The sequence below is a fragment of the Paraburkholderia sp. USG1 genome (genome assembly GCF_031570135.1).
GTDB lineage: Bacteria > Pseudomonadota > Gammaproteobacteria > Burkholderiales > Burkholderiaceae > Paraburkholderia > Paraburkholderia dioscoreae.
This window is the reverse complement of sequence record NZ_JAMWXW010000007.1, coordinates 21,835-43,077: the sequence shown is the minus strand read 5'-3', so window position 1 is coordinate 43,077 and position 21,243 is coordinate 21,835. Positions and strand designations below refer to the sequence as shown.

Below are 21,243 nucleotides of genomic sequence, written 5' to 3'. Positions count from 1 at the left end.
CGATAGCCGCTTATTCCGCCGGCCCGGGCGCCAGCACTTCGCGGCTGCCGTTGATGCCCATCGCGGATACGAGACCCGCGGTTTCCATCTGCTCGACGAGACGCGCCGCGCGGTTGTAACCGATGCGCAACTGCCGCTGCACCGACGAGATCGACGCGCGCCGCGTGCGCACCACGAAGGCGACGGCTTCGTCGTAGAGCGGATCGGCTTCCGCGTCCGGCGCTTCGCCGAACAGATCCTGCGCCGCGCCGCCTTCGGTGGCCGGGCCGTCCAGAATGCCTTCCTCGTACTGCGGCTCGCCGAACTGCTTCAGATACTCGACGATCCGATGCACTTCCTCGTCGGCGACGAACGCGCCGTGCACCCGTTGCGGATAGCCCGTGCCGGGCGGCAGGAACAGCATGTCGCCCTGGCCGAGCAGCGACTCGGCGCCCATCTGATCGAGAATCGTGCGCGAGTCGATCTTCGACGACACCTGGAACGCCACGCGCGTCGGAATGTTCGCCTTGATGAGGCCGGTGATCACGTCCACCGAAGGACGCTGCGTCGCCAGAATCAGGTGGATGCCGGCAGCGCGCGCCTTCTGCGCAAGCCGTGCGATCAGCTCTTCGATCTTCTTGCCGGCCACCATCATCAGGTCGGCCAGTTCGTCGATCACGACCACGATCAGCGGCAGCGGCGCGAGCGGCTCGGGCGCTTCAGGCGTCAGCGAGAACGGATTGCCGAGCTTCTTGCCCTTGGCTTCGGTGTCGCGGATTTTCTGGTTGAAGCCGGCCAGATTGCGCACGCCGACCGCCGACATCAGGCGGTAGCGTTTTTCCATTTCGCCGACACACCAGTTCAGCGCGTTGGCGGCCAGCTTCATGTCGGTGACGACCGGCGCGAGCAGATGCGGAATGCCCTCGTAGACCGAGAGCTCCAGCATCTTCGGATCGATCATGATGAGGCGCACTTCTTCGGGCGTCGCCTTGTAGAGCAGCGAGCAGATCATCGCGTTGATCGCCACCGACTTGCCCGAACCGGTCGTGCCGGCGACCAGCATGTGCGGCGCCTTGGCCAGATCGGCGACCACCGGATGGCCGGTAATGTCCTTGCCCATGGCGAGCGTCAGTTGCGAATGCGAATTCTGATAGACGCTCGCTTCGAGAATTTCGGATAGGCGGATCGTCTGACGCTTGGCGTTCGGCAACTCGAGGCCCATGCAGGTCTTGCCGGGAATCGTCTCGACCACGCGGATGGATGTCAGGCCGAGGCCGCGCGACAGATCCTTCATCAGACCGACGATCTGGCTGCCGCGCACGCCGAGCGCCGGCTCGACTTCGAAGCGCGTGATGACCGGGCCGGCCGACGCGCCGACGACCGTGACCGGCACCTTGAATTCCTGCAGACGTTGTTCGATCAGCAGGCCGGTTTCGATCAGCTTTTCTTCGGAGACCGGTTGGACGTCGATGTCCGCGGGCGCGAGCAGATCGAGCGTGGGCAGTTCGACCATCGACGCCGCGGGCGCGCGGAATTCGAAGCCGTTGGCGGGGCTGTGGCCGCGCAGCGGCGGACGTTGGACGGCGGGTTCGACGGGTTCCGTGGATGCGGTTGCGGGACCGTTCGGTGCGGCCGGGGGGTGTTGCGGCGAGCGGGACTGCGGTGAGCGGTGCCGATGCTGCCGGTGAGATCGCGGTTTCGTTGGGAAGGTCTTCTACGGCGACCGGTTCGTCGGCGACGACATCGGACGCGAGGGGCGCGGCGTGAAACGCAAAGCCCGGAAAGCGAACCACGTTCGATGCGTGCTGCGCGATGTCGGGCGGTGCAGCGGTGGTTGTGTTTGCCGCGGGCGGAGTGGTGGACGAGTCCGACGCGTGCGGCACGATGTCTCGCGGCGGCACTGCGGTCGCCGCGGTCGCTGTGTTTGCAGCTTGCGCACCGGTTAGCAAGCCCGATGCTTCGGATGCGTCCGGCAGGGCAGGGGAGTCCACCGTTTCCGTTTCGACCTGTACTGCGGATTCGTCCGGTTGCGCGACGCCCGGCGACGGCGTGACGTCGTGCGTGTGGACAACTGCACTCGACGCAGCGACGCTGCCGACAGCCGGCCCGCTCAACGACGAAGGCGCATGTTGCGGCAAGACGGCATCAAGCTCGGCTTCCCAAGGCACAAGTGTTTTATCGATCACGACTTCCGCGACCGGCGCAGGCGCAGCGGCTTGCGGCTCGATAACCGATGCGGTTTCTTTCACCTGTTCGGCGATCGCAGAAGCAGTCGGCGCCTCGGTAGTCTTCGGCGCGATGACTTCCAATTGATCCGCCGGCTGGCTGAGCGTCGGCGCGACTTCGGCGCCCAGGCTTGCGTGGCTGTCGGCGAGAGGTGTCGACTGCACGGAATCGTCTTCGAACGGCGATGCATCCGGGTCTGCTTCGCTTGCGTGCAACTGCGCCGCGAAGATCTGGAACGGCGTAGGCGTCGCGACCGGTGGCACATACTGCGATGCAGGTGCAGGCTCCACTACCGGTGCCGCCGTCAACGGCGGCCGAATGATCGGCGGCTCGATCGGCCATTGCACGGCGGGCTCGTGGCCAGCCTCCAGCGGTGCATCCAACGAGGCTTCCATCCGCGGCGAATCGACCGGCGTCTTTACCGGGCTTCCGGCCCACCCACTTTCGACAACTTTCCCCGAAGACACCGGCGCATCCAGCGTCAAAGGCGTTTCAACCGCGTCCGTTCGCGGCACATCCACCCTCGATTGCAGTCCCTCGAAAGATGGCACGTCGTCGGGTGCGCTCGCGACCTTCGCGGTCTCCGCGCCGCTGCTGCGCGCGAGACTGACCCCGGCAAGGTCGGTCCAGCGGGCGGCGTTTTCCGCGATGCTGCGCAGCGTCTCCTGCACACTGGCGGGTGGCGCTTCTTTCTGTGTCGTGGGCATCGGCCGCGTGTAACTGGGCGGCTGACGTGTTGCCTGCGTCGGCGTGACGTCGCTCGAATGCGAGGCGGGCGAGAAAGCTTGCAGAGGCGCCGCCGTGCGATTGACGGAAGACACCGGGGCGGTCGTGCCTTTGGCGGTCGTCGACGGACGGCCCGCGCCGGTCGTGTTCCCCGTAGCACCCGTAGCCGTGTGCGAGGCCGCGCCCGGCACGGCACGCGCCGTTGCCGTGGTGTGATTAGCTGGTGCTGCACGAGCTACTTGCGCTGTCTTAACCGCCGTAGCTGCTCCCGCAGCACCCGCGGCGCTCGCAGTACTCGCCGCGCCCGCAGCACGCGCAACACCCGCAACAGCGAAGCCCGCGCCTGAAGCCAGTCCCGCAGCGCCCCCCGACGATCCCACCGGCCGCTGCTCGCCTGCCGAACGACGTCCAACCTGCAATGCGCTGTCGCGAGCCGCGGCGCCGGATACACCCGATCCCGCCATCGAACCCGCTGCCGGCGCAGCCGCGCGCGGCCCGGCGTCGCGCAGCCAGCCAGCCGGCGCGACCGGCTCGGCCGGCATCCACGCAGCTTTGTCCGCGTTAAGTGGTTGCGTTTGCATCGGTACATGCCGCGGCGGTGTCGTCGCGGCGCCAGTGCGCAGCACCGGCTCGGCCTGCGTCGCCTGGCTGCGCGGCGTTGCCGCCCCAGTGCGCCAGCTCGCGCCTGCACCACGCGCCGCCGCGTCCTTGCCCGCGGCTGCCGCCGCAGCGCCCGACGCCGCGTCGCGTCCGCGTGCCGGCGGCCGCCAGACCGTGGGCCGCGCATAACGTCCGTTGGTTTTGGGTGCCATCGTATTGGTGGACGGTGAAACGTGCGACGGCAAACCGTCGTCGGCGCTGCGATGACGGCGCGCTTCCTCGTCGCGTTTGGCGAGGCTGCGCGATAGGCCGAGGCCGAACGCGCCGTCGGCCCATGCAGCAAAATCGCGCCAGCGGAAATCGAGCAGCCAGGGCAGGCTGACGAGCAGCAGCGCGAGCGCCGCCAGCGGCGTGCCGATATGCCCGAGCAGACGGCCGAAACCCGCGGCCAGCGCATGGCCGAAGCCATTCACGCCGGCCACATCGATCAGCGACGCCTCGAGCGTGCAGCTCGCCACCAGCACGCAGACGAAGCCGAGCCAGAGCCGGATCGTGCCGGGCCCGCGCAGACCCGCGCCGCCCGGCAGCGCCGACTTCACGAGACGCCACAAAAGAGGAATGAACCAGACGGCCGACCCGCCGAACCAGCCGAAAACTACCGTGTGCATACTAGACATCAACGAATGACGGACGCGCGCAAACGCGGTCTGTCGGGTTTAAACCGGCGAAGCCCGATGCTTCGAAGGCAGACGCAAGTATGCTTGCGTCCAGCTGGAAAGCAGACCGGCGTGCGGTCCGCCGTCGGTGAAATACAACGGCTGTCGGGACCGCCTTCACCTGTCATGCGGACCGTCCCGAGCGCGGCGCGCGCCGCAGGCAGGTTCGCCCATCAGCGCGCTTTGCCACCGGGCGGGCGATCCGCGTGCTGCTCATTTCGTCCTCATTGGGTGCTGCGGTCGAAGGTCAGCGTGTCGCCGTTGTCGAGCACCAGTTGCATCTGCTGCGGCGCGCGCATCTGCACGCCGGTGCGATCGATGTGCGTGAGCGCGTTCAGATACGCGCCTTCGATCTGCCCGCCCGGCGTCATGCACGCCATGCGCGTGCCGCCCAGCGTGCCGAAGCTCAGCTGGCCGTCTTTTAGCGCATACGAGCCCATGTAGCGGTTGCAGCCGGAAAAGCCGCTGGCGTGCCGTTGACCGGTCGAGGTGGAAAGCGTGAGCGTGATCGGCGCGCCCTGGTCGGCGGACGGGATCGCGCGCGCCGTGCCGTCCGCCTGTTTCCACGCGCTCAGCACCCAGCTGGTGTCGTCGAGCAGTTGGGTGGCGGCGGGATTGAATGGATCGGGCGCGACGGCTTCCGAGTCGGGGTGTTTCGGGATCGCGCAGGCGCTCAACAGCGCGGCGACGCTCAACGCGGCGAGGGCAGTGCGCAGATACGGGGTGAAGCGCGCAACACGTCGCGCGGAGGAGCTTTGGAGCATGGCGTCGTTCCTCTTCAAACTGGCGAAGGCGTAAGGGTAACGCACTAAGCTCGCCGCACGCGAGAGCATTGGCGTGCCACGCGCTTATTCAGGCCGCGGCGCGTTGTGCGTCGCAGTTGTGTGCAATCGTGCGCCGCCGTCGCCCTGCACGCGCGGATCGGGACGCGTCCTCGCGCAAGGTGCGGCGAGGGGTCCGCATGTTAACATCGTGTTCTACCCAATCCCACCCTCATCCGACTTTTATCTGGAGACCCCATGCAGATCGGCCAACGGATCGGCACGCCCCTTTCTGAATCCGCCACGCGTGTCATGCTGCTCGGCGCCGGCGAGCTCGGCAAGGAGGTGATCATCGCGCTGCAGCGGCTGGGCGTCGAAGTGATCGCCGTCGACCGTTACCCGAATGCGCCGGGCCACCAGGTGGCGCACCGCGCGCATGTGATCGACATGACCAATCGCGCCGCGTTGCGCGCGCTGGTCGAACAGGAGCGCCCGCATCTGATCGTCCCCGAGATCGAGGCGATCGCGACGGACGAACTCGCCGCCATAGAAAGCGCCGGTCTCGCCGAAGTGATCCCGACCGCGCGCGCCACGCAGCTCACCATGAACCGCGAAGGCATCCGCCGTCTCGCCGCTGAGGAACTCGGCCTGCCGACCTCGCCGTACGCGTTCGCCGATTCGCTCGACGAACTGCGCGCGGGCATCGCCAAAGTCGGCTATCCGTGCGTGGTGAAGCCGGTCATGTCGTCATCGGGCAAGGGCCAGTCGGTGCCGCGCAGCGACGCCGACGTCGAACCCGCATGGCAATACGCGATGGCCGGAGGCCGCGTGAATCACGGCCGTGTGATCGTCGAAGGCTTTATCGACTTCGAATACGAAATCACCCAGTTGACCGTGCGCGCCATCAACCCGGCGAGCGGCGAAGTCAGCACGTATTTCTGCGACCCGATCGGCCACGTGCAGGTAGCGGGCGACTATGTCGAATCGTGGCAGCCGCAGCCCATGAGCCCGCTCGCGCTGGAACGTTCGCGTGAAGTGGCGCACAAGGTGACGGCCGCGCTCGGCGGGCGCGGCCTGTTCGGCGTGGAACTTTTCGTGCGCGGCGATGACGTATGGTTTTCGGAAGTGAGTCCGCGCCCGCACGACACGGGTCTCGTCACGCTGTGCTCGCAGCGCTTTTCGGAATTCGAACTGCATGCGCGCGCGATCCTCGGTTTGCCGGTGGATACGTCGCTGCGGGCGCCGGGTGCGTCAGCGGTGATTTACGGCGGGCTCGACGAGGCCGGCATTGCGTTCGAAGGCGTCGCTGCGGCGTTGGCAGTGCCGAACGCGGACCTGCGCCTGTTCGGCAAGCCGGAGAGCTTCGTCAAGCGCCGCATGGGCGTGGCGCTCGCCACCGGCGAGACCACCGACGAAGCCCGCTCGCGCGCGAAGCAGGCCGCGGCGGCGGTGCGGCCGGTGTCGGCGAAATAAGCCGGCGAAATAGGCCGGCGAAATAGGCCGGCGAGACGCACCGGGAAGCGCAGTGACGAACGGCCACGCGTTGCCCGTCCCGCGCGCCCGGCATAATCGCCGCGCGCAATCCGGCTGATTGGACTCGTCGGGCTCATCGAAGCTCATTGAAGTAGAGGTGCGTATGGCGCTGGAAATCCGCAACAACACGCGGCGCGGTTTGGGCGGCCGTCTCGGCGCACTCGGCGTGCTGTTCGCGCTGTGTGCCGGGTTGACGGGATGCGGCCTCGCAGCCGCGCCGTGTCGGGTCGCTTCGGCCGGCCTGAAAATCGTGCCGCTGGTCGGGCACGTGGCCGCCGCGCCGACCGATGCCTGCGCCGACGTGATCGATCCATGATCGATCCGTCGTCCGTCCTGGGCTGCGGCCCGAGGCGCGACATGCCGCGCGCCGTCCGTGTTTGACCGGCAGCAACGATCGAGGCATCTCATGAAGAAATGGCTGGTTGCGGTAATCACGGCGGCGGGTTTTGCGGCGCTATACGGCAGTGCGTGGGCCGCGCCGTTGCAGTTCTCGGAGATTCAGGCCAAAAACCGGCAGACGCACAAATACACCTGTGCGACCGGCAAGATCCTGCAGGTCACTTACTGGAACACGGCGAACGGCCAGAGCTTCGCGCTCGTGCCGGTGAAGGGCAAGCAGATGCTGTTCGTCAACACCCTGTCGGCCTCCGGCGCGAAATATCAGGCCGGCAGCTACACATGGTGGACCAAGGGGCCGCGCGCCGACCTGTATGACGCAATGGACGGCGAAAACGCACCGCCCATGCTGTCGGACTGCGTGACCATCAATCGCTGAGCGCGATGCGGCGGCTCTTTCCACCTGTGCCGCCGCCTGTCTCGTCACGCTTCTGCCGCGCGGCATCGGTCGCCCGCGCACATCATTTCCGTTCGAGTAGTAAGCTGTCGCGCATGGCATTCGCCGCGCGCTCGCGTGATGCCATGCAGCCATGCCGGGCGGCGTCCGCGTGGCTGTCGTCGTCTTCGATCGTCCGTTTCCGGACCCCGGCGCCGGGGTTGCGGCCCGCGTCCGTATCATCAAGCGAGACCCTCAATGAAAGCATCGGACCTGTTCGTCAAATCGCTGGAAGCCGAAGGTGTCGAGTATGTGTTCGGCATTCCCGGTGAAGAAAACCTCGATCTGCTCGAATCGCTGCGCCGCTCGAAAATCCGTCTGATCCTCACGCGCCACGAACAGGCGGCCGGTTTCATGGCCGCCACGTACGGGCGTCTCACCGGCCGCATCGGCGTATGTCTGGCCACCCTCGGCCCGGGCGCGACCAACCTCGTGACCGCCGCGGCGTACGCGCAACTGGGCGGCATGCCGATGCTGATGGTCACCGGGCAAAAGCCGATCAAGTCGAGCAAGCAAGGGCATTTCCAGATCGTCGACGTGGTGCGCATGATGGAGCCGCTCACCAAATACACGCGGCAGATCGTGTCGGTCAGCAATATTCCGGCGGCGGTACGCGAGGCGGCCCGTCAGGCGGAAGAAGAACGGCCCGGCGCCACGCACCTCGAATTGCCTGAAGACGTCGCGCACGAAGAGGGCGATGGCAAGCCGATTCCGAAGAGCTACAGCCGCCGTCCCGTGGCCGAGGAAAAAGCCGTGGCGCGCGCGGTCGAGGCGATCACCAGCGCGAAGCATCCGTTACTGATGATCGGCGCGGGCGGCAATCGCAAGACCACCACGAAGATGCTGCGCGAGTTCGTCGACCAGATCGGCATTCCGTTTTTCACCACGCAGATGGGCAAAGGCGTGATCGACGAATCGCATCCCATGTGGCTGGGCAATGCGACGCTGTCCGACGGCGACTTCGTGCACCGCGCGATCGACCACGCGGACTGCATCATCAACGTCGGTCACGACGTGATCGAGAAGCCGCCGTTTTTCATGCGCAGCGGCGACGCGGGCGAGAAAACGGTGATTCACGTCAACTTCCTCGGTGCGGAAGTCGATACGGTCTACTTCCCGCAGATCGAAGTGGTGGGCGATATCGCCAACGCAGTGTGGCAGCTCAAGGAAAGTCTCAAGCAGCGGCAGGAGCATTGGGACTTCACGCGCTTCAAGGAAATCAAGGAGCACTTCGAGGCGCATCTGGTCAAAGGCCAGCACGACGACCGCTTTCCCATGTACCCGGTGCGGATCGTCAACGACGTGTACGAGACCACGCCGGTGGACGGCATCGTGTGTCTGGACAACGGCATGTACAAGATCTGGTTCGCCCGCTACTACCGCGCGCATGAGCCGAATTCGCTGCTGCTCGACAACGCGCTGGCGTCGATGGGCGCGGGTCTGCCGTCCGCGATCGCGACCAAGATCGTGCACCCGGACCGCAAGGTCATGGCCGTATGCGGCGACGGCGGTTTCATGATGAATTCGCAGGAACTCGAAACGGCGGTGCGGCTGAGGCTGGATCTGGTGATCCTGATCTTGCGCGACGACGCATTCGGCATGATCCGCTGGAAGCAGGAAAACATGAATTTCCCCGACTACGGCATGACGCTGAGCAATCCGGATTTCGTCGCGTATGCGCAGAGTTACGGGGCGAAAGGTCACCGTATCGAAACGGCGGCGGAGTTCGCGCCGTTGCTGCGCGAATGTTTCGCGACACCCGGCGTGCATGTGATCGACCTGCCAATCGACTATTCGGACAACGAGCGCGTGCTGAATCGCGAGATCAAGCGGCTTTCGGCGCAATTGTGAACGGCAGATGAACGGCAGATGAGTGGCAAATGAACGGCCGCGGGGCATGGCCCTTGCTGGCAGTCCTGCTTCTGCAGGCATCGGATCAAGGAGACGTGTCATGTTGCAAAAGACTTACCCGTACTACCTCGCTAACGTTGCGGTGGCCGCCAACACCGATCTCGAAGTCACCGATAAATTCAGCGGCGAAGTCGCCACGCGCGTCGCGATGGCCGACGCCGCCGCGATCGATCAGGCGATCGGCCATGCCGTCGACGCCATGCCGGCCTTGCGCGCTTTCCCGCCGTTCAAGCGCCAGGCGGTGCTCGAACATTGCGTGAAGCGCTTTCGCGAACGCTACGACGAGCTGGCGCTCGCGCTGTGCATTGAAGCCGGCAAGCCGATCAACGACTCGAAAGGCGAGGTCACGCGCCTGATCGATACGTTCAAGGTGGCTGCGGAGGAAGCGGTGCGTATCGACGGGGAGATCGTCAACCTGGAGATTTCGCCGCGCGCCAAGGGTTATCACGGCTACGTGAAGCGGGTGCCGATCGGCCCGTGTTCGTTTATTTCACCGTTCAATTTTCCGCTGAACCTGACTGCGCACAAGGTGGCGCCGGCCATTGCGGCAGGCGTGCCGTTCGTGTTGAAGCCGGCGAGCCGCACGCCGGTCGGCGCGCTCATCATGGGCGAGATTCTTGCGGAAACCGACCTTCCGAAGGGCGCATTCTCGATTCTGCCCGCGCATCGCGACGGCGCCGATCTGTTTACCACCGACGAGCGCTTCAAATTGCTGTCCTTCACCGGCTCGCCCGCGGTGGGCTGGGAATTGAAGAAGAAGGCGGGCAAGAAAAAGGTGATTCTGGAGTTGGGCGGCAACGCGGCTGCGATCGTCGACGGCGATCAGGGCGAGAAGCTCGACTATGTGGTCGACCGGCTCGCGTTCGGCGCGTTCTACCAGTCGGGACAGAGCTGCATCGGCGTGCAGCGGATCCTGGTCCACGCGAAGGTCTATGATGCGTTGCGCGAGAAGCTGATCGCCAGAACGAAGTCGCTGGTGATGGGCGATCCTAAAGACGAAAAGACCTTTGTCGGGCCGATGATCTCGGAATCGGAGTCCAAACGCCTCGCCGGCTGGATGGAAAGCGCGGTGCAGGCGGGCGCGAAAATCGTCGCGGGCGGCAAGGTGGAGGGCGCGATGTTCGAGGCCACGCTGCTCGAAGGCGTGAAGCGCGACACGGATCTGTACCGCAAGGAAGCCTTCGGGCCGGTAGCGATTCTGGAGCGTTTCGACGATTTCGGCGCCGCGCTCGCGACCGTCAACGACAGCGACTTCGGCCTGCAAGCGGGCGTGTTCACGGATTCGCTCGCGCATGCGCACCGCGCGTGGGACGAGCTCGAAGTGGGCGGCGTGGTGATCAACGACGTGCCGTCGTTCCGGGTCGACAACATGCCGTATGGCGGCGTGAAGGATTCCGGGCTGGGGCGTGAAGGCGTGCGCTACGCGATCGAAGACATGACCGAGATGCGCCTGATGGTGATGCGCGAGACGTGGTGAAAGCCGCGGGCAGGCACCGTGTTGTCACGCCACTGTCGTGTCCGCGAACTACGCTGCGAGCGAAGCGCGCCAGTGCCTGCCGGCGGTGTGCGGCGGGTGCGGCGAGGGTCGGCGCCGGGCTTTCGTCGGCGTAAGCAGAAAGCCGGCACAAGCGCCATGAGTGTTTTTGCTGAAGTGCTACAATACCGGCCTTTCCGGCGGGTGTTTCCGCCGGCCGGAGCCGGCCGCATTTTTTCCCCGCAATACTATCGGGTCCGTGCGGAACGCCGTGGCTCCGCCTTCATCACAATGCCCTCTGCGGTTTCGACCGCTGCCGCGCGCACGCGCCAAGCGCATTTTTAGCGAAAGCCACCATGTCCGACACACCCGTCACGCCCAGCACTTCGACTTTTGATCAATTCGGCCTCGCGCCCGACATCCTGAAAGCCGTGAAAGAGTCGGGCTATACCATCCCTACGCCGATCCAGGAGCAGGCAATTCCCGTCGTGCTGGCCGGCCGTGACATGATGGGCGCCGCGCAAACCGGCACCGGCAAGACCGCGAGCTTCTCGCTGCCGATCATCCAGCGCCTGCTGCCGCAGGCGAGCACGAGCGCTTCGCCCGCCCGCCATCCGGTGCGCGCGCTGATCCTCACGCCGACCCGCGAACTGGCCGACCAGGTCGCCGCGAACGTGCAGGCGTATGCGAAGCACACGGCGCTGCGCAGCGCCGTGGTGTTCGGCGGGGTGGATATGAATCCGCAATCCGAGCAACTGCGCCGCGGCGTCGAGATTCTGATCGCCACGCCGGGCCGCCTGCTCGATCATGTGCAGCAGAAAACCGCCAACCTGGGCCAGGTGCAGATTCTCGTGCTCGACGAAGCCGACCGCATGCTCGACATGGGCTTCCTGCCGGATCTGCAGCGCATTCTGAACCTGCTGCCGAAAGAACGTCAGACGCTGCTGTTTTCGGCCACCTTCTCGGGCGAAATCAAGAAGCTCGCCGCCACCTATCTGCGCGACCCGCAGACTATCGAAGTCGCGCGCAGCAACTCGACCGCGACCAACGTAAGGCAGATCGTCTACGAAGTCGCCGAGGGCGACAAGACCGGCGCGGTCGTGCAACTGATTCGCGAACGCGGTCTCAAGCAGGTGATCGTGTTCTGCAACAGCAAGATCGGCGCGAGCCGTCTTGCGCGCAGCCTGGAGCGCGACGGCGTGATCGCGACCGCGATTCACGGCGACCGCTCGCAGAATGAACGGATGCAGGCGCTCGACGCGTTCAAGCGCGGCGAGATCGAAGCGCTGGTGGCGACGGACGTCGCCGCGCGCGGCCTGGATATCGCCGAACTGCCGGCGGTGATCAACTTCGATCTGCCGTTCAACGCGGAAGACTACGTGCACCGGATCGGCCGTACCGGCCGCGCGGGCGCCTCGGGCGATGCGTTGTCGCTATGCAGCCCGAACGAGCGCAAGCAGCTTGCCGATATCGAAAAGCTGATCAAGCGCCCGCTGGAGGTGCAGCGCCTGACGGTGGAAGCGCCGGTGCGGCATCACCATGAAGAGCGCGCGCCGCGGCGCGAGCGTAGCAGCGAGGGGCGCGAAGATCGGGGCGGCCGCCGTCGCACGGGCGCGTCGTCGTCGGGTTCGTTCGACCGGCCGCATCATCATCGCGCGCAGCCTGTGGATGATTTCTTCCTGAAGCCTTATGAGCCGTCGCCTGCCTCGGTTCGCAAGGTCGAGGAGGCCGACGCTGCTTCGGCCGCGCCGCAGAAGCCGGCTTCCAAGCAGCCGTTGGCAGCGCTGTTGGGCGGCTTCGGCATGCCGAGAAAGTCGCCTTCGTCTTCCTGATGGGTGGTGTGTCGGCGCAGCCAGTCTGCGCGACGCACGCCGCGCACGGCGAGATCGCTTTCAGACGCGAATCGCGTTTATTCCGCTGGTAATCCCATTCGGTTTGCCCATGCCACCGTGGCGGCAGCATAAAAGCTGTCCAGCGTCGTATGGGCCGCGGCGCTCTGCAAGTCGAGCCCAAGATGCCGTGCCGCCGCGCTCAGCGCCTCTAGCGGCTTATCCTTATCCAGCGCCGTGGCGCCGTTCTGCTTGCTGAGTTTTTCTCCGTGTTCGTTCATGACCACGGGCACATGCAGATACTCGGGCGTCGGCACGCCCAGGCAGCGCTGCAGATAGATCTGCCGTGCCGTTGAATCCATCAGATCCGCGCCGCGCACGATGTGCGTGATACCCGCGTCCGCGTCGTCGACGACCACCGCCAGTTGATACGCCCATTGGTCGTCCGCGCGCTTCAGCACGAAATCGCCGACTTCCGTGGCCAGGTTTTGCGTCTGCCTGCCTTGCCAGCGGTCCTCGAACGTGATGACCGCGGCGTCGCCGTCGGGCACGCGCAAGCGCCATGCGCGCGCCGGTTTGCCGTGCAGGCCGTCGCGGCAGGTGCCGGGATAGGCGAGGGTGGTGTTGCGCGCATGCGCGTGCAGCAGCGAGTCGGCAATCTCCTTGCGTGTGCAGCCGCACGGATAGATCATGCCGGCGGCCTTCAATTGCTCCAGCGCCTGCTCGTAACGCGCGAGGCGCGTGCTTTGCCAGACAGGCGGTTCATCCGCATGCATGCCGAAGCGTTCGAGGGTGGCGAGAATGTCTCCGGCGGCGCCCGGCACGGTGCGTGGGCGGTCGATGTCTTCGATGCGAACGAGCCATGCTCCCCGATGCGCACGCGCGTCCAGCCAGCTTGCGAGCGCGCTGACCAGCGAGCCGAAATGCAGCGGGCCGGTGGGCGATGGAGCGAAGCGTCCGCGGTAGGTCATGGCGGCCTCTACCGGCAAGCCACGCTCTGATTGCGCCCGCTGCGCCGCCATCACGCGGCGCGCGCCGCCTTGCTGTCCGGATGACACTCTGGACACGTCTTGCCCGCCACGTACAGCGGCGATTGTTGCGCTTCCGGCGTGACCACGGCCCGGCAGCCGAAGCATTGCGTGGTCTTGCTAGGCTCCAGTTGCGGATTGAGCGCGGTGCGGTAGTCGAACACGAAGCAGTCGCCGTGATAGTGCGCGCCGCCCACTTCCTCGAAATACTTCAGAATGCCGCCCTCGAGCTGGTACACGTTTTCAATGCCGACGTCCTTCATGTGGATCGCGGCCTTCTCGCAGCGAATGCCGCCCGTGCAGAACGACACGATCGTCTTGCCTTCCAGATCGGTGCGATTCTGCTCGATCACTTCGGGAAATTCGCTGAATTTGGTAATGCGGTAGTCGAGCGCGTTGTCGAACGTGCCGACGTCGACTTCGAACGCGTTGCGCGTGTCGAGCATCACCACGGGCCGGCCCTCGTCGTCGTGACCGCGGTCCAGCCAGTTTTTCAGCGTGGGCGCGTCGACGAACGGCGCGCGGCCGAGTTCCGGCCGGATGGCCGGCTTTTTCATCGTGATGATTTCGCGCTTGAGCTTGACCAGCATGCGGGTGAACGGCTGCTTGTCCGACAGGCTTTCCTTGAACTGCAGATCGGCGAACTTACCCTCGAACAGCGCGTCGTGACGGATGTAGTCGATGAACGCGCTGGTGTTCTCGCGCGTGCCGGCGACGAACAGGTTGATGCCTTCCGGCGCGAGCAGAATGGTGCCCTTCAGGCCCAGCGCATTGCAGCGTTCCGTGACGAACGGGCGCCATGCGGCCGTGTCTTCGATAGTCGCGAATTGATACGAAGAGAGGTTGACGATGCTCATAGATGTCCAGCGGTAAGAGGTGACCGGCGTTGCGGAAAACGGGGCGCATTGGGCTCCCGCCTTCAGCCGCCATGCGGCACGGCCACGTCGAATAGGGCGAAACCCGTATTATCCCTCAACCTGGCGCTTTCCCCGACTCGGCCGAATGGCCAGCGGGTTGCGGTAGCGCAAATCGTCGGCGAACTTGCCGCTTATCCGTGCCGTCCGAACGGCCGTCCCATGGTCCGCCGCTCGGGAAGCGCCGGTGCGCGCGGCTCGCGCGTTGCTGTCCTGAGCCGATCGGCTAACGCGCGGTTTTGGCCTGAAAACTCCGGAAGGGTGGAGTTACAATGTCGCCCATGTCAGATCCTCGCTTCGTTCATCTCCGCGTTCACTCCGAATTCTCGATTGCCGATGGCATCGTGCGCCTTGACGACGTCGTCAAGGCCGCTGCCAAAGACGGCCAGGGCGCGCTCGCCCTCACCGATCTCGGCAACGCATTCGGCCTAGTCCGTTTCTACAAGGAAGCCCGCGGCAAAGGGGTCAAGCCCATTGCCGGCTGCGACGTCTGGATCACCAATCCGGACGACCGCGAAAAGCCTTCCCGTTTGCTGCTGCTCGTCAAAGACCGGCGCGGCTACCTGAATCTGTGCGAACTGCTCAGCAAGGCGTCGCTCACGAATCAGTATCGCGGTCGCGCGGAAATCGAGGCCGGCTGGCTCGAATCCGGTCTGGGCGAAGGGCTGCTCGCATTGTCCGGCGCGCAGCAGGGCGACGTGGGTCTCGCGCTCGCGGCGGGTAACGAAGAAGCGGCAAAACGCAATGCGTTGCACTGGGCGAAGGTGTTCCCGGGCGGCTTTTATATCGAGGTGCAGCGCTGCGGGCAGCCGGGCGGCGAGCACTACGTGCAGCAGGCGGTCGCGCTTGCGGCGTCGCTGAAATTACCGGTGGTCGCCACGCATCCCATGCAGTTCATGACGCCGGACGACTTCACCGCGCACGAAGCGCGCGTGTGTATTTCCGAAGGCGACATTCTGGCCAATCCGCGCCGCTCGAAGCGCTTTACGCCCGAGCAGTACTTCCGCACGCAGGAAGAAATGGCCGCGCTGTTCGCGGACATTCCGTCGGCGCTCGCCAACTCGGTCGAAATCGCCAAGCGCTGCAACCTCACGTTGGAACTCGGCAAGCCCAAGCTGCCGCTGTTCCCGACACCCGACGGCATGTCGCTCGACGACTACCTTGTCCATCTGTCGAAAGAAGGCCTCGAAAAGCGTCTCGAACAGTTGTATCCGGACGCGGCCGAGCGCGAAGCGCAGCGCGAAACGTATTACCAGCGCCTCGAATTCGAGTGCGGCACGATCATCAAGATGGGCTTTCCCGGCTACTTCCTGATCGTGGCGGACTTCATCAACTGGGCGAAGAACAACGGCGTGCCGGTCGGTCCGGGCCGCGGCTCGGGCGCGGGTTCGCTGGTCGCGTACGCGCTCGGCGTGACCGACCTCGATCCGCTGCGCTACAACCTGCTGTTCGAACGTTTCCTGAATCCGGAGCGGGTGTCCATGCCCGACTTCGACATCGACTTCTGCCAGCACGGCCGTGATCGCGTGATCCAGTACGTGAAGGAAAAGTACGGCGCGGACGCGGTGTCGCAGATCGCCACGTTCGGCACGATGGCGGCGAAGGCGGCGGTGCGCGACATCGGCCGGGTGCTCGATCTCGGCTACATGTTCACGGACGGCATCGCCAAGCTGATTCCGTTCAAGCCGGGCAAGCACGTCACCATTGCGGACGCGATGAAGGAAGAGCCGCTGCTGCAGGAGCGCTTCGACAACGAAGACGAAGTGCATCAGTTGCTCGAACTCGCGCAGCGCGTGGAAGGGCTGACGCGGAACGTCGGCATGCACGCGGGCGGTGTGCTGATCGCGCCGGGCAAGCTGACCGATTTCTGCCCGCTGTACACGCAGGGCGACGAAAGCGGCGTCGTGAGTCAGTACGACAAGGACGACGTCGAAGCCGTCGGCCTCGTGAAGTTCGACTTTTTGGGTCTGACCACGCTCACGATTCTCGACTGGGCCGAGCGCTATATCCGGCGCCTGGATCCGTCGAAGCAGGACTGGTCGCTCGCGCAGGTGCCGCTCGACGACCCGGCGTCGTTCTCGATCCTGAAGAAAGCGAATACGGTCGCCGTGTTCCAGCTGGAAAGCCGCGGCATGCAAGGCATGCTGAAAGACGCGCAGCCTGACCGCTTCGAGGACATCATCGCGCTGGTCGCGTTGTACCGTCCGGGCCCAATGGACCTGATTCCGAGCTTCTGCGCGCGTAAGCACGGCCGCGAAGTGGTCGAGTATCCGGATCCGCGTGTCGAATCTGTTCTGAAAGAGACCTACGGCATCATGGTCTACCAGGAGCAGGTCATGCAGATGGCGCAGATCATCGGCGGCTATTCGCTGGGCGGCGCCGACTTGCTGCGTCGCGCGATGGGTAAGAAGAAGGCCGAGGAAATGGCCGAGCATCGCGAGCTGTTCCGTCAGGGCGCCGCGAAGAACGGGCTGGCTGGCGAAAAGGCCGACGAAATCTTCGACTTGATGGAGAAGTTCGCGGGCTACGGCTTCAACAAGTCGCACGCGGCCGCGTATGCGCTACTCGCGTACTACACGGCATGGCTGAAGGCGCACCATCCGGCGGAATTCATGGCGGCGAATATGTCGCTCGCCATGGACGACACGGACAAGGTCAAGATCCTGTTCGAAGACTGCCTCGTGAACAAGATGGCGGTGCTGCCGCCGGACGTCAATCTGTCCGCGTACCGCTTCGAGCCGGTTGCGGAAGCCGACGGCAAGCGTTCGCGAACGATCCGCTATGGCCTCGGTGCAATCAAGGGCAGCGGCCAGAACGCGATCGAAGAAATCCTGCGCGCGCGTGAGGAAGGCCCGTTTATCGACATCTTCGATTTCTGTAACCGGGTCGATCGCCGTATCGTCAATCGCCGTACGGTCGAAGCCTTGATCCGCGCCGGCGCTTTCGACACGTTGCATGCGAATCGCGCGCAACTGATCGCTTCGGTCTCACTTGCGATGGAAGCCGCCGAACAGGCGAGCGCCAACGCGCTGCAAGCGGGCCTGTTCGACATGGGCGACTCACCCTCGCAAGGTCACGAACTGGTCGACGAGCCGGAATGGCCGGAAAAGAAAAAGCTGCAGGAAGAGAAGGCCGCACTCGGCTTTTACCTGTCGGGCCATCTGTTCGACGCCTATAAGGACGAAGTGCGCCGCTTCGTGCGCCAGAAGATCGGCGAGTTGAAGGAAGGGCGCGACAAGCTGGTGGCGGGCGTGATCGCCTCGCTGCGCACGCAGATGACCCAGCGCGGCAAGATGCTGATCGCGCTGCTCGACGACGGCACCGGCCAGTGCGAAGTCACGGTTTTCAACGAGACGTTCGAAGCGCACAAGCAACTGTTCAAGGAAGACGAACTGCTGGTCGTGCAGGGCCAGGCGCGTAACGACGCGTTCACGGGCGGCATCCGCTTTACTGTCGACACGGTCATGGATCTCGGCCGCGCGCGCTGCCGTTATGCGGAGGCCGTGAAGGTGCAGATGAACGGCAATGCGGACGCGCTGGCCTTGCGTCGTGTGCTCGAAGCGCATAGCGCGGGCAAGGACGAACCGCAAGCGGCAGCGGCGCCGGCGGCCTCATCGCGTGGCGGGAACGGCGGTGGCAACGGTGGTGGCCGTAATGGTGGCGGCTATGGCGGCGGTGGGCAGCGTCAGGCGGTGCAGATCCCGAACGGGCTGGCCGTGCAGGTGGTTTATCGCAGCCAGAATGCCGAAGGTGAAATGCGTCTGGGCGACGCGTGGCGCGTGAAGCCGACCGACGAACTACTCGCGGCGTTGCGCGGCGAGTTTGCCGGAAGCTCGATCGAGATCGTTTATTGACGTTGCGGGTTGTCCGCGCCGTTGGCGCGGACAACCGAGCGCCCGCCTGCCTGTCATCCAGGCATTCAGCGCCGCGCCTTCTCCCCCAGCCGCGCCAGCTTCAAAAACCGGTAATACACCGTCTCCGCATTGAACACCGCGATCATGAAACCGGCGCGGCCGTCCAGAAAACCACGACGCAGCACATAGGTCCGCACGAACGCCCACGCACCGCGTCCGAGCGCCTTGCCGAAGCTGCCTCGCTGACCCGCCGCGTGACGTTGCTGGGCGCCCGCTGTCGAATAGGCGTCGAGTTTGCGCAACACGCCTTCGAAGTCCTCGTACGAGTAATGCATCAGCTTGCCGGCGAGGCGTTGCGCCGGCGTGTCGAACACCAGTCGCTCATGAACCAGGTCGTCGGAGAAACGCGCGGCGCCGCGTTTGAAGAGGCGCGGAATCCAGTCCGGATACCAGCCGCTGTGATGAATCCAGTGCCCGCAAAAACTCGACAGCCGATCCACCGCATAAACGTCGGCGGTGGGGGCGGCCAGCGCCGCGCGGATCGCTGACGCGAGTTCCGGCGAGACGATCTCGTCGGCGTCGAGCGAAAGAATCCAACTGGTGCCGAGCGCGTCCACCGCGCGATTCTTTTGCGGGCCGAAGCCCGGCCAGTCGGTCTGTTCGATCACGCGAGCGCCGTGCGAGCGGGCAATGTCCGTGGTGCCGTCGGTGCTGCCGCCGTCGATCACGACGATCTGATCGGCGAAGGCCACGGCTTGCAGGCATTCAGCCAGCCGCGCCGCCGCGTTTTTAGTGATGATGGCGACGCCGAGGGTGGTTTCTTGCATACCTGAGTAGCGTGGAGGGCAAAATGACGGAACGCTTCGCGCAAGCGGCCGGCGCCGGGCGCATTGCGCGAAGCGGGCTGCATGGGCGAGTTTGCAGGAGCGAGTATACACAGCCGATCCCCAACCGCCGACGCCCATCCCCAACCGTTTACAATGGCTCTTTTTTGATATTCCGCACGGCAAGCATTCCGTCAGCCGCGCGATTGCCGTCCCGCATTCTCAGAGGATTCCTTGAGCGCGAAGCCAACGTTAAGCAAACCCATCGGTTCAGGTGAGGCGTCGTCGCCCGCCGTCGTCTTTCGACGTTTGTGGCCGTATATCAAGCCGCTGATCTGGGTTCTCATTGGTGCGATCGTCGCGATGGCCGTCAGCGCCGCGACCGACGCCGCGATCCCCGCCTTGCTCAAGCCTTTGCTGGACAAGGGTTTCGGCGCGCATGCCAACGACAGGGCCAAGTGGTTCGTGCCGGCCGCGGTGATCGGCCTCGCACTGATTCGCAGCCTGTCGCAATACGCGTCCGGGTATCTGCTCGCTTACGTGACGAACAAGATCCTGCTCGACCTGCGCCTGAAGATGTTCGACCGCATGATTCACACGAGCGTCGCGTTCTTCCAGCGCGAAACCGCGAGTACCGTGATCAACGCGATCGTGTTCGAGGTGAACCAGATTCTCAACGTGCTGCTGAGCGTGCTGGTCACGCTGGTGCGCGATTCGCTCACTGTGGTCTTCCTGCTCGGCTATCTGTTCTATCTGAACTGGCGTTTGACGCTGATCGTCGCGGTGCTGCTGCCGGCGATCGGCTGGCTGGTCGGCAAGATCAACCGCCGGCTGCGCCGCCTGAACCGCGAGCATCAACTGCTGACCAATGAGCTGTCGTACATCGTCGAAGAGTCGGTGGGCGGCTACAAGGTCGTCAAGGTGCACAACGGCGAGCAGTACGAGATGGAACGCTTCGAGTCGATGAGCAAGCGTCTGCGCGGCTACGCCATGCGCATGACGGTGTCCGGTGGCCTCGCGCAGCCGTTGACGCAGTTCCTCGCGTCGATTGCGCTCGCTGTCGTGATCACGATCGCGGTGGTGCAGTCGTCGTCGGATCAGACCACGGTGGGCGGGTTCGTCGCTTTCGTCACATCGATGCTGCTCATCATTTCGCCGCTCAAGCACCTGATGGACGTGAACCAGCCGCTGCAGCGCGGCATGACGGCGTGCGAAATGATCTTCGGCCTGATCGACGAGCCGTCCGAGCCGGAAGGCGGCGGCAAGCCGCTCGAACGCGCGCACGGCGAGGTGGAATTCCGCGACGTCTCGTTCGTGTACAGCGGCAACGCCACGCACAACCGCCACACGCTCGACAAGGTGTCGTTCCGGGTGGCGCCGGGCGAAATGGTCGCGCTCGCGGGCCCGTCGGGCAGCGGCAAGACCACGCTGGTGAATCTGCTGCCGCGCTTTTTCGATCCGACCGGCGGTCAGATTCTGGTCGATGGCGTGGCGATCCCCGAATACGATTTGCATGCGCTGCGCAGCCAGATCGCGATGGTGAGCCAGGACGTGGTGCTGTTCAACGACACGGTCGCCAATAACGTCGCGTACGGGCAGGTCGCCGACTCCGACAGGGTCAAGGCGGCGCTACGCGCGGCCAATTTGTGGGACACCGTCGAGGCCATGCCGAAGGGCATCGAGACGCTGGTCGGCGACAACGGCATGATGCTCTCGGGCGGCCAGCGGCAGCGTCTCGCGATCGCGCGCGCGATCTACAAGGACGCGCCGATCCTGATCCTCGACGAAGCGACGTCGGCGCTGGACTCGGAATCGGAACGCCATGTGCAGGCCGCGCTGGAAACCTTGATGAAGGGCCGCACGACGCTGGTCATCGCGCACCGCCTGTCGACCATCGAGCGCGCCAACCGGATCCTGGTGATGGAAGCGGGGCAGATCGTCGAGAGCGGCAGTCATCGCGAACTGCTGGCGCAAGACGGGCTGTACGCGCATCTGCACCGTATCCAGTTCCAGCAGAGCGCGGCGTAAAGCGCACG

The 21,243-nt window shown here is 65.0% G+C and carries 12 protein-coding genes and 1 pseudogene; 8 read left to right on the top strand and 5 right to left on the bottom strand.

Annotation, left to right across the window (positions count from 1 at the left end):
* Positions 1–10: 10 nt before the first annotated feature.
* A pseudogene (locus NE850_RS11350) lies at positions 11–4,199 on the bottom strand (DNA translocase FtsK).
* 272 nt (positions 4,200–4,471) lie between these two features.
* Positions 4,472–5,011 carry an META domain-containing protein gene (locus NE850_RS11345; protein ID WP_007175698.1) on the bottom strand — a complete coding sequence of 180 codons (540 nt, stop codon included), beginning with the start codon at positions 5,009–5,011 and terminating at the stop codon, positions 4,472–4,474.
* Positions 5,012–5,266: 255 nt separating this feature from the next.
* Between NE850_RS11345 and purT the strand changes: the two genes are divergently transcribed.
* The 6 genes from purT (at position 5,267) to NE850_RS11315 (ending at position 12,590) form a co-directional block, all read left to right on the top strand.
* Positions 5,267–6,481, top strand: coding sequence for a formate-dependent phosphoribosylglycinamide formyltransferase (purT, locus tag NE850_RS11340; protein ID WP_310698745.1), 1,215 nt, complete (start codon positions 5,267–5,269; stop codon positions 6,479–6,481).
* Positions 6,482–6,644: 163 nt separating this feature from the next.
* Positions 6,645–6,857 (top strand): DUF6726 family protein, encoded by a 213-nt coding sequence (locus NE850_RS11335; RefSeq protein WP_007175696.1) that lies wholly within the window; start codon positions 6,645–6,647, stop codon positions 6,855–6,857.
* A gap of 90 nt (positions 6,858–6,947) precedes the next feature.
* A complete protein-coding gene (locus NE850_RS11330; RefSeq protein WP_007175695.1) occupies positions 6,948–7,316 on the top strand; it encodes an MliC family protein in 369 nt (122 codons plus the stop codon).
* A gap of 255 nt (positions 7,317–7,571) precedes the next feature.
* Positions 7,572–9,224 (top strand): acetolactate synthase large subunit, encoded by a 1,653-nt coding sequence (locus NE850_RS11325; protein ID WP_007175694.1) that lies wholly within the window; start codon positions 7,572–7,574, stop codon positions 9,222–9,224.
* 100 nt (positions 9,225–9,324) lie between these two features.
* The gene (locus NE850_RS11320) at positions 9,325–10,761 is read left to right on the top strand and encodes an aldehyde dehydrogenase family protein (protein WP_007175693.1); all 1,437 of its coding nucleotides are present in this window, start codon (positions 9,325–9,327) and stop codon (positions 10,759–10,761) included.
* Between the two features lie 353 nt (positions 10,762–11,114).
* The gene (locus NE850_RS11315) at positions 11,115–12,590 is read left to right on the top strand and encodes a DEAD/DEAH box helicase (protein WP_007175692.1); all 1,476 of its coding nucleotides are present in this window, start codon (positions 11,115–11,117) and stop codon (positions 12,588–12,590) included.
* A gap of 77 nt (positions 12,591–12,667) precedes the next feature.
* Here NE850_RS11315 and gluQRS read toward each other — a convergent pair whose 3' ends face one another.
* A complete protein-coding gene (gene gluQRS, locus NE850_RS11310; protein ID WP_007175691.1) occupies positions 12,668–13,558 on the bottom strand; it encodes a tRNA glutamyl-Q(34) synthetase GluQRS in 891 nt (296 codons plus the stop codon).
* 50 nt (positions 13,559–13,608) lie between these two features.
* Entirely contained in the window at positions 13,609–14,472 is an 864-nt protein-coding gene (locus NE850_RS11305; protein WP_007175690.1) for a sulfurtransferase, read from the bottom strand.
* A gap of 329 nt (positions 14,473–14,801) precedes the next feature.
* On the opposite strand from NE850_RS11305, the gene dnaE reads away from it, so the two are divergent.
* Complete coding sequence (gene dnaE / locus NE850_RS11300) at positions 14,802–18,383, top strand: DNA polymerase III subunit alpha (protein WP_007175689.1); 3,582 nt, start codon at positions 14,802–14,804, stop codon at positions 18,381–18,383.
* Positions 18,384–18,448: 65 nt separating this feature from the next.
* Here dnaE and NE850_RS11295 read toward each other — a convergent pair whose 3' ends face one another.
* Positions 18,449–19,210 carry a glycosyltransferase family 2 protein gene (locus NE850_RS11295; RefSeq protein WP_007175688.1) on the bottom strand — a complete coding sequence of 254 codons (762 nt, stop codon included), beginning with the start codon at positions 19,208–19,210 and terminating at the stop codon, positions 18,449–18,451.
* A gap of 231 nt (positions 19,211–19,441) precedes the next feature.
* Here NE850_RS11295 and msbA point away from each other — a divergent pair, with 231 nt between their 5' ends.
* A complete protein-coding gene (gene msbA, locus NE850_RS11290; RefSeq protein WP_165185362.1) occupies positions 19,442–21,235 on the top strand; it encodes a lipid A export permease/ATP-binding protein MsbA in 1,794 nt (597 codons plus the stop codon).
* Positions 21,236–21,243 lie beyond the last annotated feature (8 nt).

Excerpts from the sequence above, each read along its gene's own strand:
- NE850_RS11345 (WP_007175698.1), bottom strand. The coding sequence starts at position 5,011 with ATGCTCCAAAGCTCCTCCGCGCGACGTGTTGCGCGCTTCACCCCGTAT.
- purT (WP_310698745.1), top strand. The coding sequence starts at position 5,267 with ATGCAGATCGGCCAACGGATCGGCACGCCCCTTTCTGAATCCGCCACG.
- NE850_RS11335 (WP_007175696.1), top strand. The coding sequence starts at position 6,645 with ATGGCGCTGGAAATCCGCAACAACACGCGGCGCGGTTTGGGCGGCCGT.
- NE850_RS11330 (WP_007175695.1), top strand. The coding sequence starts at position 6,948 with ATGAAGAAATGGCTGGTTGCGGTAATCACGGCGGCGGGTTTTGCGGCG.
- NE850_RS11325 (WP_007175694.1), top strand. The coding sequence starts at position 7,572 with ATGAAAGCATCGGACCTGTTCGTCAAATCGCTGGAAGCCGAAGGTGTC.
- NE850_RS11320 (WP_007175693.1), top strand. The coding sequence starts at position 9,325 with ATGTTGCAAAAGACTTACCCGTACTACCTCGCTAACGTTGCGGTGGCC.
- NE850_RS11315 (WP_007175692.1), top strand. The coding sequence starts at position 11,115 with ATGTCCGACACACCCGTCACGCCCAGCACTTCGACTTTTGATCAATTC.
- gluQRS (WP_007175691.1), bottom strand. The coding sequence starts at position 13,558 with ATGACCTACCGCGGACGCTTCGCTCCATCGCCCACCGGCCCGCTGCAT.
- NE850_RS11305 (WP_007175690.1), bottom strand. The coding sequence starts at position 14,472 with ATGAGCATCGTCAACCTCTCTTCGTATCAATTCGCGACTATCGAAGAC.
- dnaE (WP_007175689.1), top strand. The coding sequence starts at position 14,802 with ATGTCGCCCATGTCAGATCCTCGCTTCGTTCATCTCCGCGTTCACTCC.
- NE850_RS11295 (WP_007175688.1), bottom strand. The coding sequence starts at position 19,210 with ATGCAAGAAACCACCCTCGGCGTCGCCATCATCACTAAAAACGCGGCG.